General features: G+C 68.9%; 13 protein-coding genes. 8 read left to right on the top strand and 5 right to left on the bottom strand.

The features are described 5' to 3' along the window. Positions 1–3: 3 nt before the first annotated feature. A complete protein-coding gene (locus BEI_RS04765) occupies positions 4–1,731 on the top strand; it encodes a M14 family metallopeptidase (protein WP_097788440.1) in 1,728 nt (575 codons plus the stop codon). Positions 1,732–1,814: 83 nt separating this feature from the next. Then, positions 1,815–2,765 carry an IS481 family transposase gene (locus BEI_RS04760; RefSeq protein ID WP_097788439.1) on the top strand — a complete coding sequence of 317 codons (951 nt, stop codon included), beginning with the start codon at positions 1,815–1,817 and terminating at the stop codon, positions 2,763–2,765. Here the strand turns inward: BEI_RS04760 and rloA3 are convergent. Next, a complete protein-coding gene (rloA3, locus tag BEI_RS04755) occupies positions 2,762–3,325 on the bottom strand; it encodes a retropepsin-like aspartic peptidase RloA3 (RefSeq protein ID WP_097788438.1) in 564 nt (187 codons plus the stop codon). The two genes, BEI_RS04760 and rloA3, sit on opposite strands and share 4 nt — an antisense overlap. A gap of 271 nt (positions 3,326–3,596) precedes the next feature. On the opposite strand from rloA3, the gene BEI_RS04750 reads away from it, so the two are divergent. The 3 genes from BEI_RS04750 (at position 3,597) to BEI_RS04740 (ending at position 6,575) form a co-directional block, all read left to right on the top strand. Further along, the gene (locus BEI_RS04750; RefSeq protein WP_097788437.1) at positions 3,597–4,007 is read left to right on the top strand and encodes an archease; all 411 of its coding nucleotides are present in this window, start codon (positions 3,597–3,599) and stop codon (positions 4,005–4,007) included. Between the two features lie 62 nt (positions 4,008–4,069). Then, complete coding sequence (locus BEI_RS04745) at positions 4,070–5,500, top strand: RtcB family protein (RefSeq protein ID WP_097788436.1); 1,431 nt, start codon at positions 4,070–4,072, stop codon at positions 5,498–5,500. A gap of 115 nt (positions 5,501–5,615) precedes the next feature. Then, entirely contained in the window at positions 5,616–6,575 is a 960-nt protein-coding gene (locus tag BEI_RS04740; protein ID WP_097788435.1) for a zinc metalloprotease HtpX, read from the top strand. A gap of 26 nt (positions 6,576–6,601) precedes the next feature. Here the strand turns inward: BEI_RS04740 and BEI_RS04735 are convergent, their stop codons facing one another. From BEI_RS04735 to BEI_RS04720, 4 genes are all read right to left on the bottom strand, one after another. Further along, positions 6,602–7,033, bottom strand: a complete 432-nt coding sequence (locus BEI_RS04735) for a c-type cytochrome (RefSeq protein WP_097788434.1) — start codon at positions 7,031–7,033, stop codon at positions 6,602–6,604. Positions 7,034–7,151: 118 nt separating this feature from the next. Next, positions 7,152–7,787 (bottom strand): hypothetical protein, encoded by a 636-nt coding sequence (locus BEI_RS04730; protein WP_097788433.1) that lies wholly within the window; start codon positions 7,785–7,787, stop codon positions 7,152–7,154. Between the two features lie 134 nt (positions 7,788–7,921). Next, entirely contained in the window at positions 7,922–8,827 is a 906-nt protein-coding gene (locus BEI_RS04725; protein ID WP_097788432.1) for a ribose-phosphate diphosphokinase, read from the bottom strand. Continuing rightward, complete coding sequence (locus tag BEI_RS04720; protein WP_097788431.1) at positions 8,827–10,404, bottom strand: thymidine phosphorylase family protein; 1,578 nt, start codon at positions 10,402–10,404, stop codon at positions 8,827–8,829. The genes BEI_RS04725 and BEI_RS04720 overlap by 1 nt, the downstream gene beginning before the upstream one ends. Positions 10,405–10,671: 267 nt before the next feature. Here BEI_RS04720 and BEI_RS04715 point away from each other — a divergent pair, with 267 nt between their 5' ends. Genes BEI_RS04715 through BEI_RS04705 form a run of 3 tightly spaced genes read left to right on the top strand, consistent with a single transcriptional unit; the run spans position 10,672 to position 13,255 of the window. Next, positions 10,672–11,337, top strand: a complete 666-nt coding sequence (locus tag BEI_RS04715) for an ABC transporter permease (protein WP_097788430.1) — start codon at positions 10,672–10,674, stop codon at positions 11,335–11,337. Positions 11,338–11,374: 37 nt separating this feature from the next. Then, positions 11,375–12,520 carry an ABC transporter ATP-binding protein gene (locus BEI_RS04710; RefSeq protein ID WP_097788429.1) on the top strand — a complete coding sequence of 382 codons (1,146 nt, stop codon included), beginning with the start codon at positions 11,375–11,377 and terminating at the stop codon, positions 12,518–12,520. Positions 12,521–12,523: 3 nt separating this feature from the next. Next, positions 12,524–13,255, top strand: a complete 732-nt coding sequence (locus BEI_RS04705; RefSeq protein ID WP_097788428.1) for an ABC transporter permease — start codon at positions 12,524–12,526, stop codon at positions 13,253–13,255. Positions 13,256–13,278: the final 23 nt, after the last annotated feature.

The following is a 13,278-nucleotide window of genomic DNA, read 5'->3' as shown; positions in this document are numbered from 1 at the left end:
GCCATGGCCGATCTGGAGGCGGAGCCCGCCTTTCGCCGGGAGTACCTGAACCACAAGTCCCTGAGCCGGCAACTGCATGACTGGGCGGATACCCACCCCGAGCTGGCGCGCCTGCAGAGTCTCGGCACCACCCCGGAGGGACGCGAGATCTGGCTGCTGACCATCGGGCCGGAACCCGATAGACGGCGCCCGGCCGTGTGGGTCAACGGCAACCTGCACGGCACCGAACTGGCCGGTTCCAACGTCGCCCTGGCGATCGCGCAGGCGGCGTTGGCCCTGCACCTGGCCCCCGAGACCCTGCCTGGCGACTGGCCGGCGCACCAGCTGGACTTCCTCCGGGAGGTGCTCTTCCTCGTCTGCCCGCGGGTCTCGCCGGATGGGGCCGAGCGGGTGATCGCGCAGGGGGGCTTCGTGCGTTCGGCCCCACGACATTCCCCGGGAAGCCCCGAGCGGTGCCGCTGGTATGCCCGAGACCTGGACGGCGACGGCCGGTGTCGCTACCTGCGCCGGCAAGACCCCGCCGGGGACTTCGTCGCCGCGCCTCGCCACCCCGGCCTGATGCTGCCGCGGCGGGTGGACGACCCTCCGCCCTACTGGCGGCTCTATCCCGAGGGCGCCATCGAGCACTGGGACGGGGAGACCATCCCCGAACCGGACTGGCTTCAGGACACGCCCGACCTCAATCGTCAGTTTCCCTGGCACTGGCGCCCGGAGCCGGACCAGGTGGGCGCCGGCCCGGCCCCGGGCCAGGAGCCGGAGGCCCGGGCCCTGATCGATCTGGCCCTCGCCCGACCGAACCTCTTCGCCTGGCTGGACCTGCATACCTTCGGCGGCGTCTTCATTCGTCCGCTCACCGACGGACCGGACGCCCGAATGGATCAGGGCGACCTGGCCCTGTACCGGCAGCTGGCCGACTGGGGACGTCGCTGTCCGGGCTATCCGACGGTGAGCAGCTTCGAGGAGTTCAGCTATGAGCCCGACACTCCCTTGCACGGGGCCCTGATCGACTTCGCCTATCATCAGCGCGGCTGCCTGGCGATCGTCTGCGAACTCTGGGACCTGTTCCGCCAGGCTCGCCTGCCCTGGCCGGAGCGCTTCATCGATCACTATACCGCCCTGGACCGCCGGACCATGAAGCGGCTCGCCCGCTGGGACGCCGAGCAGAACCAGGGGCGGGTGTTCGGGGACTGGTCACCCCTCGACCATCCCCAGCTCGGCCCCGTGGAAGTCGGCGGCATGGATCCGGTGCAGGGAATCTGGAACCCGCCGCCCGAACACCTCCCCGACCTCTGCGACCGCATGGCGAGTTACTGGCTCCGGGTCGCCTCGCTGCTCCCCCGCCTGGTCATCGAGGCCGTGCGGATCAGCCCGCTGGGGACAGGCTGCCACCTGCTCGAGGTGACGGTGGCCAACCACGGTTACCTGCCCACTCATGGCGTGCAGGCCGCCCGGGAACGTCCCTGGAACGCCGGGATCGAAGCCCGGGCCAGCCCCCTGGGGTGTCGCCTGGTCGAGCCCGCCCGGGAGCGCCAGCGTCTGGGCCACCTGGAGGGCTGGGGCCGCGGCGCCGGGGACATGGCCCAGATGCCCTGGTTCCAGCGCTCCCGGGGCAACGGCCATCAGGCCCGGGCGCGCTGGCTGATCGAGGGGGAAGGCGAGGTGACCGTTCACGTCGGCAGCCCCCGGCTGGGCGAGCTGACGCGCACCGTCGAGGTACAGGGAGGCTGCTAGGTGTGATCTCTCGGTAGGTTGTTCATCCGGAACCTACCCGGACAATTGGAGGTGCGACCCAAACCAACCTCCAGGAGGCCCGGATGAACACCCATAAGAATGCCCGTCTCACAGTGCATGGTCGAGCCCTGCTGGTCCGCCGAGTCATCAGGGAAGGGCTTCGGCCAGCGGAGGTGGCCCAGGCGCAAGGCGTCAGTGTGCGGACGGTCTACAAGTGGGTACGCCGTTACAGGGACGAGGGCGAGGCCGGTCTCCTGGACCGTTCTTCTCGCCCATGCCGTTGTCCTCATGAGACCCCAGACGCGATCCGCGCGCAGGTCATCGCACGCCGCCGGCAGCGCCAGACCTACCGCCAGATTGCCGAACAGGTGGGCATCGGACACAGTACGGTCGCGCGACTCCTTGAGCGCGAGGGGCTGAATCGTCTCTCGGTCTTGGCGCCCGCTCCTCTCGAGAACCGCTACGAGCATGACGCCCCGGGAGAGCTCCTGCACCTGGACATCAAGAAGCTCGGCCGCTTCGAGCGCCCAGGGCATCGTGTCACCGGCAATCGCCAGCAGAACACACGAGGCGCTGGCTGGGAGTACGTCCATGTGGCCATCGACGACCACTCGCGAGTGGCCTTCAGCACCATCCTGCCGGATGAGACCAAGTGGAGCGCTTGCCGTGCGCTGCTGCAGGCCGTGCGGTACTACAGGCGTCTGGGGGTCCACTTTAGCCGGGTACTGACCGACAATGGCGGATGCTACAAGTCCAAGCCATTCCGCCGCCTGTGCCGCCGATTAGGGCTGAAACGCAAGCGCACTCGCCCCTTTACGCCCCGTACCAATGGCAAGGCAGAGCGGTTCATTCAAACCGCCCTGCGCGAATGGGCCTATGCCTGGTCTTATCAGAGCTCAGAGCAACGAGGCGAGCATCTGCCCGCCTGGCTCCACCAGTACAACTGGCATCGGCCACATGCCAGTCTGAATTATCAGCCTCCGATTAGTCGGCTGGGACTTTCCGTGAACAACCTGGTGGGTTTACACAGCTAGGCGCCGATGTCCTCGTCGTACTCCTTGTCCGCATGCCGGCGCAGCGGCGAGTCCTCGTCGCAGCGCGGCTCGTGAAGGAAGGTGCGGGTGACGTCCAGCTCCCCGAGGTCCTGCAGGGTACGCCGGCCGAGCAGCACCGGATAGATGAGGTCGTCGCGATCCTCGAGGCTGAACTGCTCCTCGTAGCGGGTATCCCCCAGGCAGAGGGTCATCAGCACCACCTGGCGACGATCCACGCCGCCGGCCCCGGTCACCCTCAGACGCCGGAAGACTTCCCGCTCGAAGGTTCGCTCCACGACCTCGCCGGTGCGCTCGTCCTCCACCTCGACGACGAAGCGGACCCAATCCTCGCCGTCGCGCTCGAATTCCTCGATGTGCTCGGCCTGCATGGACGAGGTGAGAGCCCCGCTGTCGAGCTTGGCCTTGACCTCCACGCCCCAGGGCTCGATCCGGGTCATCTCCACCCAGCCATAGGCCTCGGGCTCGCCGGCCAGGGCGGTCGTGCCCATCAGGCCGGCTCCCAGCAAGGGAACCAACGCCCGGTAAAGGAAGTTGTGCATGCCGTCTCCTCCAGCGAAGTGATGAGCAGGGGGCGCGGCAGGCTCCATGCCGCGCCGGTACCCAAAGGGTCGCATGAGACAGCGGCCGACGGCACGGGTTCCCCCGGCGGCTCGGCGAGGATCCCGCGGGATCGCCGGTCCCCTCGTGTTGTGACGCAGGAGGCCGCGAAGCGTTGTCTCACCAAGGGAGACGCCCTGCCATACTTCAGTGGCGGCAGCCGCGCAAGTGCCGGACATCGTCGACGACCGACCGACGGACAGCGAGGCGTCAATGTGGTCCCATTTCCCTCATGGCGCCGACATCGGGATACGCGGTACCGGCGCCACCCCGGCCGAGGCCTTCGAGCAGGCCGCCCTGGCCATGACGGCGGTCATCACCGTGCCGGCCAGGGTGCGTTGCCGTAAGCCGGTAACGGTGAGCTGCCGGGCCCCCGACTGCGAACTGCTGCTGGTCGACTGGCTCAACGCCCTCGTCTACGAGATGGCCACCCGGAAGATGCTGTTCGGCCGCTATCGGGTCGAGCTGGACGGCCTCTCCCTGGTCGGTACCGCCTGGGGCGAGGCCATCGATATCGGCCGCCACCGGCCGGCCGTGGAGATCAAGGGCGCCACCTATACCGAACTGGCGGTCCGCAAGGTCCGGCCGGGCCGTTGGTACGCCCAGTGCGTGGTGGATGTCTGAGGGCGTCGCCGGGCGAGCCGGCCCGGCTCCCATGCTCCCGAACGCCTGCGAGGTGATGCACGATGAATCCTTCTAGCCTGACTCGCCTGGATGACTTCACCTGGCGCATCGAACCCAGCGGCAGGATGCGGGTCCCCGGCGTGCTCTACGCCAATGAGGCTCTGGTTGGGGCCATGGACGACAAGGTCCGCGAACAACTGGTCAACGTGGCCTCCCTGCCGGGGATCGTCCAGGCAGCCTATGTCATGCCCGATGCTCATTGGGGCTACGGCTTCCCCATCGGCGGGGTGGCGGCCTTCGATGCCGACCGGGGCGGGGTGGTCTCCGCCGGCGGGGTGGGCTTCGATATCTCCTGCGGCGTGCGCTGCCTGCATACCGGCCTCAAGCGTGACGACCTCCCATCGCTCCAGTCCCGCCTGGCCGATGAGCTCTACCGCCACATCCCGGCTGGGGTCGGCAGCCGCGGGCGGATCCACCTGGACGAGGCCGGCATGGAGGCGATGCTGGCCGGCGGCGCCGAGTGGGCGGTGGCCCCGGGCTGGGGCAGGCCGGCGGACCTGGAACGCATCGAGGAGCGGGGGCGCATGACCGACCCACGGCCGGAGGCGGTCTCCGACAAGGCCAAGCGACGCCAGCGCGACGAGATGGGCACCCTGGGCTCCGGGAACCACTACCTGGAGGTCCAGGAGGTCGAGACGCTCCACGACCGCGCCACCGCCGAGGCCTTCGGCCTGGCCGAGGGCGACGTGGTGGTGTTCATCCATTGCGGCTCCCGCGGCCTGGGGCACCAGGTCGGCACCGAGTTCCTGCGGGCCATGACGCTCGCGGCCCCGGAACATGGCCTCGAGCTGCCGGACCGGGAGCTCGCCTGTGCCCCCATCCGCTCCGAGCTCGGCCAGACCTACCTCGGCGCCATGCGCGCCGCCATCAACTGCGCCCTGGCCAATCGACAGATCCTGACCCAGCTCACCCGGGAGGTCTTCGCCGAGCTGTGCCCCTCCGCCGACCTACGCTTGCTGTTCGACGTCTCCCACAATACCTGCAAGGTCGAGGAGCATGTGATCGACGGGCAACCGCGACGGCTCTACGTGCATCGCAAGGGGGCGACCCGCGCCTTCGGGCCGGGCCATCCCGACCTGCCCGACGCCTACCGCGAAGTCGGCCAGCCGGTGCTGATCGGCGGCTCGATGGGCACGGCGTCCCATGTGCTGGCCGGCAATCGCCAGGCGGGCATCCAGGCCTTCGCCTCGGCCTGTCATGGCGCCGGCCGCGCCATGAGCCGACGTCGGGCGCTCAAGTCGTGGCAGGGACGACAACTGATCGACGAGCTGCGCGGTCGCGGCATCCTGGTGCGCAGCCCCTCCTCGAAGGGCGTCGCCGAGGAGGCCCCGGGGGCCTACAAGGACGTCGACGCCGTGGTCGATGCCGCCGAGGCTGCCGGCCTGGCCCGCCGGGTCGCCTGGCTCCTCCCCCGCGTCTGCATCAAGGGCTGAGGCCCCAGCGGTTCTTGGTCAACCACCGGGGCGAGCGCCCCTTGCCCAATGAGTCCTATCGGGGGCATACACCATCGGCTAGGGTGGAGGGGCAAGGCTCGAGGAGGGCTCTCTCATGGCACTCAGGCAGGACCGGCTCACCCGCAACCGCCTGACCAACGGGCTGCAGACGCTGCTCATCATGATCGGACTCGCGCTGTCCCTGTCCGTGCCGGGCTACCTGCTGGCCGGGATCGCCGGCGTGCTGGTGTGCCTCTCGGCGGTGCTGTTCGCGACGCTGATGACCAGCTGGATGCCGGCCCGGCTGATCCTGGCCCAGGCCGGCGCGGGGCGCCTGGCCCCCCAGCATGCCCCGGAGCTCTACCGGGTGCTCGCGCACCTCTACGAGCGGGCCGGGCTGCAGCTCACGCCGCAGCTCTACTATGCCCCCTCCCCGGATCTCAACGCCTTCGCGGTGGGCACTCGGCATGACGGCGGGATCGCCGTGACCGAGGGGCTGCTGCGCTCGCTCTCGCTACGCGAGCTCGCCGGCGTGCTGGCCCACGAGGTGAGTCACCTGCGCCATGGCGATACCCGGGTGATGTCGATCGCCGCGGCCATGACCCGGCTGACGCTGTGGCTGACCACCGCCATCCAGCTGGCCATCCTGATCAGCCTGCCGCTGGTGCTGGCGGGACAGGTCACGATGCCGTGGCTCACCCTGCTGGTGGTCGCCTTCACGCCCACCGTCAGCACCCTGTTGTCCCTGGCCCTGTCCCGCAATCGGGAGTACACCGCCGACATGGAAGCGGCGGCCCTCACCGGGGATCCGGAGGGCCTGGCCTCGGCCCTGGCGGTGCTGGAACGTCATCATGGTCTCTGGCTGTCGAGCCTCTTCGGGCGCCATCGGCCCGTGGAGATCGAGTGGCTGCGTACCCACCCTTCCACCCGCGAGCGGATCCGGCGCCTCGCCGAGATCGACGATGATCGCCGGCGCCGGCATCATCCCAGCCTGAGACCACCCCATAGCCCTCACCCGGTCGTGCGCCAGCGGCCGGCGGCCTTGCGCCACCGGGACTGGCTCAGGCGCCGTTAGCCGGCCCAGGGGGAAGGCGACGGGGGCTATTCCTCCGTTTCCTGCAAGGTCGACAGGTAGGCGATCAACGCCAGGATGCGGGAGCGCGTGTAGGCCTCGCGCCCCATCATCATCTCGCCCACCAGGCCCATCTCCAGGGCATCGGCGTTGTAGCGATCGCCCCAGATGGGCATGTCGCGGGGGCCATGGGCTCGCACCTCCTCGCGTCCATCGATGACCTGGTAGACGCGCTCGAAGGGGAAGACCCCGCCGTTGCTCGCCTGGAGCCGGGTCAGGTCGGGCACCGATACCGTCAGCAGTTCCGCGTAGGGACCGCCCCCCTTGCCGTCCAGGCCATGACAGCTGGCACAACTGGACTCGAACTCCGCCTGCCCGACGCCGACCTGCTGGGCGCTCGCCGACATGGCGGCGAGCGACAGGGCCAGACCGGACAAGCACGCCTTGGTAGATCCTTTCATCACGCCCCCTCCGCCCGAATCGCGACTGGCCGCCCGTCCGGATGCCGGGCCAGGCCTCGTCCTTAAACACTTAGCCGCCGCGATGGTCGTCGGCAAGCCGCGCCCGCCATTCGATGCCCTACACCGGGGCGCCGCGCAGGGCGGCGAAGTCCTCGTCGCTGACCTCGTGGCGCTCGGCATCGAGGATCCTGCCGCCGATCGCCGCCACCGAGCGGGTGAAATCGATCAGTGCATCGGGACTGTTGGCAACCCGGCGCTTGTTGCGGAAGTGCACCAGGATCGAGATGCCGTCCACGATCGGATGCTCCCCCTCCTCATGCAGCGGTGGCAGCCCTCCGGGCGGGGAACTGTTGGCCACCACCATCCGATAGCCGGTACGCGGAGGACGCACGTTGTAGACCCGCTGCTTGGGATCATAGACCGCCCCGGCCTCCTCCAGCAGCTTGTTGAGCCGCCGGTTGGTATCGAGCCCGGGCCAGTCGAGCACCACGAAGAGGCACTGCTTGACCTCGCCGCCGGCGCTCACCCGGAAACGATGGGCCGCAGAGGGGCGTTCGTCGGAGGGCGCGGGGGCAGCAGACGGCGGAGGTGCCGGAGCCGGGGGAGCCGCCGACCGCTCCCGGACCGGAGGCGCGGCCGCCGGCTCGGACGGCTCGCCGTCCCCGCGGCGAAGGTAGAGGAAGAGCCCCAGGGCCAGCAGTGCCATGGCCAGGGCTCCCCCGGCCAGCAGCATGACACCCTTCGTCATGTCCATTCCGACTCTCCGTGGTGGTTCCGATGATGATCCATCAAGAAACCACGGGGCGACGCCCCCCGCAACGCCGCCATCGAGGGAACAAGAGGCTCAGGACCCGCCAATTCCGGGTTTAGCGCACGGTAAACGAAGACCTAACGCAGCGCGGGCAGCAACCCTTCGAGGGCCTCGGCCAGCACCGGCGCCATGGGGATGACATTGCTGGAGTGGGAGATGCAGTCGGTGCTCCATATCTCGCCGACCCCGGCGGCGCGGATGACCTCCAGGGCATCGCCGGCGAAGAGCGCATGGGTCAGCGCCACGTCCACGGAGGCGGCACCGGCGGCCATCAGGGCCTCAGCGGCGCGGGCCACGGTGTGACCGGAACTCGCCACGTCGTCCATCAGCACTACCCGACGGCCGGTCACGTCGAGCGCCGGCAGGGCGATCGCCACGTCCCTGTCGCCGTTGCGGGTCTTGTGGCAGACGTCGTACTCGAAGCCGGTGACGGCGGCGGCGCCCTGCACCCACTGACGGGCCTCGGCGTCGGGGCCGATCAGCAGCGGGTCCTCTCGCCGCTCGGCGATCAGCTCGCCGAGCCGGGGAGCGCCGGACAGGGCGATGGCGTGCTTCAGGGGGATCGCCTGCTCCAGTCGATCGATCCGGTGCAGGTGGGGATCGACCGTGATAACGGCATCGAACAGCTCGGCCAGGAAGCTCCCGATCAGCGGCTGGCTGACGACCTCCCCCGGGTGGAAGGCGATGTCCTGGCGCATGTAGGCGAGATAGGGCGCCACCAGCACCAGGTTACGCACGCCCTGCTGGCGGGCATGGCGGGCGATCAGCAACAGCTCCACCAGCTTGTCGTTGGGCCGGTCGAGGCTGCGGTAGACCACTAGGGTATCGGGGAAGTCGCCGGCCTGGCGGAAGGGCAGCGTCAGGCACAGCTCCTCGTCGGGGAAACGGTGACGGCTCAGCTCCCGAGCCTCCAGGCCGGCGGCCTCGGCCAGTCGACGGGCCGCGGGGGCCTCGTCCTCGCAATGCAGCACCACGGGCGTCATCAGCACTCCACGTTGAGTCGGGTGATCTGATCCGGCTGGCCGATGGCGATGCCGCTGTCGCGTTCGCTGGCCTGGCGGGCGAAGGTGAGCTCGTTGGGGAAGGCGGCATAGACGCGATACAGCGGCTGGCCGGCGGCCACCGTATCGCCGATGCGCACCTGCATGTCCACCCCGGCGCCGATGGCCCGGGGCGCGCCGGCGAGCCGGGCGATCCGGGCCAGTTTCAGGTTGTCGATGGCGGTCACCACGCCTTCGGAGTGAGCGGTCACCTCCACGACATGCGGCGCCAGCGGCGGGTTCTCGGGATCGAAGGGACGCGCCCCCTGGGCCTGGATGATGGCCTGCATCTTCTCGAACGCACGGCCGGCGTCGAGGATGTCCCGGGCCAGGCCGAAGCCGTCCCCGCCTCGGATGTCCGGATCGAACTCCAGCATGCGACCGGCCAGGCGCAGGGCCTTCTGCCGCAGGTCCATCGGGGCCTCGGGGTGGTTGGTGAGCACTCGCATCACGTCCCGGGCCTCCAGCACCGGACCGATGCCCCGCCCGATCGGCTGGCTGCCGTCGGTGATCACCACGTCCAGGGTCAGGCCCATGCGCCCGGCCACGAACTCGAACAGCTTGCGCAGCCGGCGGGCCTCGGGCATGGAGCGCACCTTGGCGTGGGGGCCGATGGGCAGGTCCAGCAGCAGGTGGGTGGAGCCGGCGGCGACCTTCTTGGACAGGATCGAGGCCACCATCTGGCCGGGGGAATCCACCGACAGCGGGCGCTCCACCGAGATCAGCACGTCGTCGGCGGGCGAGAGCTCGCTGGTACCGCCCCAGGCCAGGCATCCGCGGTGAGTACGTACCAACTCACCCAGTTCCTCGAAGGGCAGGTCGACCTTGGCCAGCACCTCCATGGTGTCGGCGGTGCCCGACGGCGAGGTGATGGCTCGGGAGGAGGTCTTGGGACACAGCAGCCCATGGGCGGCGACGATGGGCACCACCAGCATGGAGGTGCGGTTGCCGGGGATGCCGCCGATGCAGTGCTTGTCCACCACGGGGTGCTCGTGCCAGTCCAGGCGCCGCCCGACCCGGCTCATGGCGTCGCTGAGGTAGAAGACCTCCTCGCGATCGAGCTCGTTCTGGTCGCAGGCCACCACGAAGGCGGTGAGCTCAATCTTCGAATAGCGACGCTCGGCGATGTCGCGGATGATGTGGCGGAAGTCGTCCCGGCTGAGGCGCTCCCCGGCGATCTTGCGATGCAGGGCGGGGATCGAGGCCGGCGGCTCGGCCTGGAGGATGCTGACCTGGTAACCCTCCGCCACGCCCAGGGTGGCGAAGGCGTCCTCCGAGAGCCCCAGCTCCTCGCAGCCGACGATGGCGGGATCGTCGACGACGTTCAGGGTGGCCAGGATGCGCTGGCCGTTGGCGCGCACCTCCACCTTGGCCAGCGCCTGGAAGCCCTCGGCCCGATAGCGGTCGCACTCGCGATGCATGTAGGCCACGTTCTCGCGGTAGGTATCGATGCCGACTCGCTTGAGCTTCAGCGGCGACAGGCGATCCTCCGTAAGCGCGGCCTCGGAGGCTTGCGTCATCTCCTCGTCCCTGCATGGCGCCACCCCCGGACACGCGTCGCATCCTGCCGGTGACGGAATGGTGTCATCCTAGCAGCCCCCGCCGAGCAGCGTCATTCGCCCGGCCCTCCCCGCCGCGGCGACGAATGCCGCGTTTCGCGCACGGCGTCACCATGACCGGTTCCTGCTGTTATCCGTCGTCTATTTGTCGGTCGTCGGCGCCCGCGCTCTCTAGCCTAGTGCCTCACGCGCTTTCTCAATAATCACAACGCTACGCGAGGCTCTTGCATGGATTGGATCCAGTACGCGGTCGGGAACATCGACCTGCTGCTCTCACGAACGATCGAGCATATCGCCCTGGTCGGGGTCGCCGTGGGCATCGCCACCCTCACCGGCGTGCCCATCGGCATCGCCATCACCAAGAACGAACGCCTGGCCAAGGCCGTGCTCTACGTGGCGTCGATCATCGTCACCGTCCCGTCCATCGCCCTGTTCGGCATCATGATCCCGGTGCTCTCGCTGATCGGCCAGGGCATCGGCTACCTGCCGGCGGTGATCGCCGTGCTCCTCTACTCCCAGCTGCCGATCATCCGCAACACCTACACCGCCATCAACAACGTCGACCCCGCGCTTCGCGAGGCGGCCCGGGGGATCGGCATGAGCCAGAACCAGCGCCTGCGGATGGTCGAGATCCCGCTCGCCGTGCCGGTGATCATGGCCGGCGTGCGCACCGCCGTGGTGCTCAACATCGGCGTCATGGCCATCGCCGCCTACATCGGCGCCGGCGGCCTGGGCACCTTCATCAGTCGCGGCATCTCCCAGTCCGATCCCCGCCAGCTGATCCTCGGCGCCCTGGCGGTCAGCCTGCTGGCGATCCTCGTCGACTATTCGCTGCTGGCCCTGCAGAAACGCCTGACCCCCAAGGGCATGGAACGCGCCGCCTTCGCGGAATGATTCGCTCGCCTTCCCCATGACAAGAAAGGATTTCCGCATGATTCGACTCGACAACCTGACCAAGGTCTTCGACACCCCCAAGGGCGCGGTGACCGCCGCCGACCACATCACCATGGAGGTGCCCGCCGGCGAGATCTGCATCCTGCTCGGCCCCTCCGGCTGCGGCAAGACCACCACCCTGAAGATGATCAACCGCATCGTGCGCCCCACCTCGGGCAAGGTCTTCATCGACGGCGAGGACACCACCGACCTGGACACCCAGGAGCTGCGCCGCAACATCGGCTACGTGATCCAGCAGATCGGGCTCTTCCCCAACATGACCATCGAGGAGAACATCGCGGTGGTGCCCAAGCTGCTGGGCTGGGACAAGGCGAAATACAAGGAGCGCGCCCGGGAACTGATGCGCATGATCGCGCTGGAGCCGGACGCCTTCCTCAAGCGCTACCCCAGCGAGCTCTCCGGCGGCCAGCAGCAACGCATCGGCGTGGCCCGGGCGCTGGCCGCCGATCCGCCCGTGATGCTGATGGACGAGCCCTTCGGCGCCATCGACCCCATCAACCGCGCGGTCATCCAGGACGAGTTCCTCAAGATGCAGCAGGAACTCAAGAAGACCATCATGTTCGTCAGCCACGACATCGACGAGGCGATCAAGATGGGCGATCGCATCGCCATCTTCCGCGCCGGCAACCTGGAGCAGTACTCCCGTCCCGACGAGCTGCTGGCCAATCCCAAGGACGACTTCGTCGAGTCCTTCCTCGGCGAGGACCGGGCGCTGAAGCGTCTCAACCTGGTCAAGGTGCGCGACATGGCCAGCGAGGACGTCGGCACGGTGGCACCGGACGAGGACCTCCAGGCGGCCCTCATGCGCATGGACGATCACGGCTACCCGGGCTCCATCATGATGGTCAACGACCGCCGCCAGCCGGTCGGGGTCGTCCAGCGCTCGGTGGCCCGGACCACCAAGGGCTACTGCCGCGATCATTTCGACACCCTGCCCGCCGTGGCGCGCCTGGACGACGACCTGCGCAAGGTGGCCTCGCTGATGTTCGCCCATGACATGACCTGGCTGCCCTGCGTCGACGACGAGGGGAGGCTGTGCGGCCAGATCACCCAACGTGCCATCACCCACCACCTGGGGTCGCGCTACCGCGTCCAGCAGGCCGAGCCCGTCGCGGAGGTGTGAGCCATGCCATTGCAGAACCTGCGAGGCGTCCTGCGCCTCTCGCTGATCGGCTTCGTGTTCGCTGCCGGCGTCTGGGTCCAGGCCAGCGGCACCCTGGACGAGCTGCTCTTCTACCTGCCCGACGTCCAGTACCTGGTGGGTCAACACCTCTGGCTGACCGCCATGTCCGGCGGCCTGGCCATCCTGGTGGCCATCCCCCTGGGCATCGTGCTGTCCCGGCCCAGCATGGCGCACCTGGCCGAGTCGGTCATGCAGGTGCTCAACGTCGGCACCACCATCCCCACCCTGGCGGTGCTGGCGCTGTCCATGAGCTTCCTCGGCATCGGCACTTTGCCGGCGGTGTTCGGACTCTTCGTGGCCACCCTGCTGCCGATCACGCGGAACACTTACGCCGGCCTCAAGGGGGTCTCCCCCGCCCTGCGGGAAGCCGCCTCGGGCATCGGCATGGCGCCGATCCAGCGCCTGTTCAGGGTCGAGCTGCCCAATGCCCTCTACGTGATCTTCGCCGGCATCCGCACGGCCCTGACCATCAACGTGGGCACCGTGCCGCTGGCCTTCTTGATCGGCGCCGGCGGCCTCGGCGAGCTGATCTTCACCGGCATCGACCTCTACGACCCACTGATGATGCTGGCCGGCGCCATCCCCACGGCCCTGCTGGCCATCGCGGTGGACGCCCTGATCGCCACCACCGCCTTCCTGGTGGTGCCCCGCGGGGTCAACCCGTCCCGGGCCTGACGGCTCTGCACCCACTCCACCAT

The organism is Halomonas beimenensis, from assembly GCF_002549795.1.
GTDB classification, from domain to species: Bacteria; Pseudomonadota; Gammaproteobacteria; order Pseudomonadales; family Halomonadaceae; genus Halomonas; species Halomonas beimenensis.
The sequence above is the reverse complement of the archived record's forward strand: the minus strand, read 5'-3'. Positions and strand labels throughout refer to the sequence as shown.

What these genes read in the sequence shown, in the direction of transcription:
- BEI_RS04765 (WP_097788440.1), top strand. Translation starts at nt 4, where the DNA reads ATGGCCGATCTGGAGGCGGAGCCCGCCTTTCGCCGGGAGTACCTGAAC.
- BEI_RS04705 (WP_097788428.1), top strand. Translation starts at nt 12,524, where the DNA reads ATGCCATTGCAGAACCTGCGAGGCGTCCTGCGCCTCTCGCTGATCGGC.
- BEI_RS04725 (WP_097788432.1), bottom strand. Translation starts at nt 8,827, where the DNA reads ATGACGCCCGTGGTGCTGCATTGCGAGGACGAGGCCCCCGCGGCCCGT.
- rloA3 (WP_097788438.1), bottom strand. Translation starts at nt 3,325, where the DNA reads ATGCACAACTTCCTTTACCGGGCGTTGGTTCCCTTGCTGGGAGCCGGC.
- BEI_RS04745 (WP_097788436.1), top strand. Translation starts at nt 4,070, where the DNA reads ATGAATCCTTCTAGCCTGACTCGCCTGGATGACTTCACCTGGCGCATC.
- BEI_RS04720 (WP_097788431.1), bottom strand. Translation starts at nt 10,404, where the DNA reads ATGACGCAAGCCTCCGAGGCCGCGCTTACGGAGGATCGCCTGTCGCCG.
- BEI_RS04715 (WP_097788430.1), top strand. Translation starts at nt 10,672, where the DNA reads ATGGATTGGATCCAGTACGCGGTCGGGAACATCGACCTGCTGCTCTCA.
- BEI_RS04730 (WP_097788433.1), bottom strand. Translation starts at nt 7,787, where the DNA reads ATGGACATGACGAAGGGTGTCATGCTGCTGGCCGGGGGAGCCCTGGCC.
- BEI_RS04710 (WP_097788429.1), top strand. Translation starts at nt 11,375, where the DNA reads ATGATTCGACTCGACAACCTGACCAAGGTCTTCGACACCCCCAAGGGC.
- BEI_RS04750 (WP_097788437.1), top strand. Translation starts at nt 3,597, where the DNA reads ATGTGGTCCCATTTCCCTCATGGCGCCGACATCGGGATACGCGGTACC.
- BEI_RS04735 (WP_097788434.1), bottom strand. Translation starts at nt 7,033, where the DNA reads ATGAAAGGATCTACCAAGGCGTGCTTGTCCGGTCTGGCCCTGTCGCTC.
- BEI_RS04760 (WP_097788439.1), top strand. Translation starts at nt 1,815, where the DNA reads ATGAACACCCATAAGAATGCCCGTCTCACAGTGCATGGTCGAGCCCTG.
- BEI_RS04740 (WP_097788435.1), top strand. Translation starts at nt 5,616, where the DNA reads ATGGCACTCAGGCAGGACCGGCTCACCCGCAACCGCCTGACCAACGGG.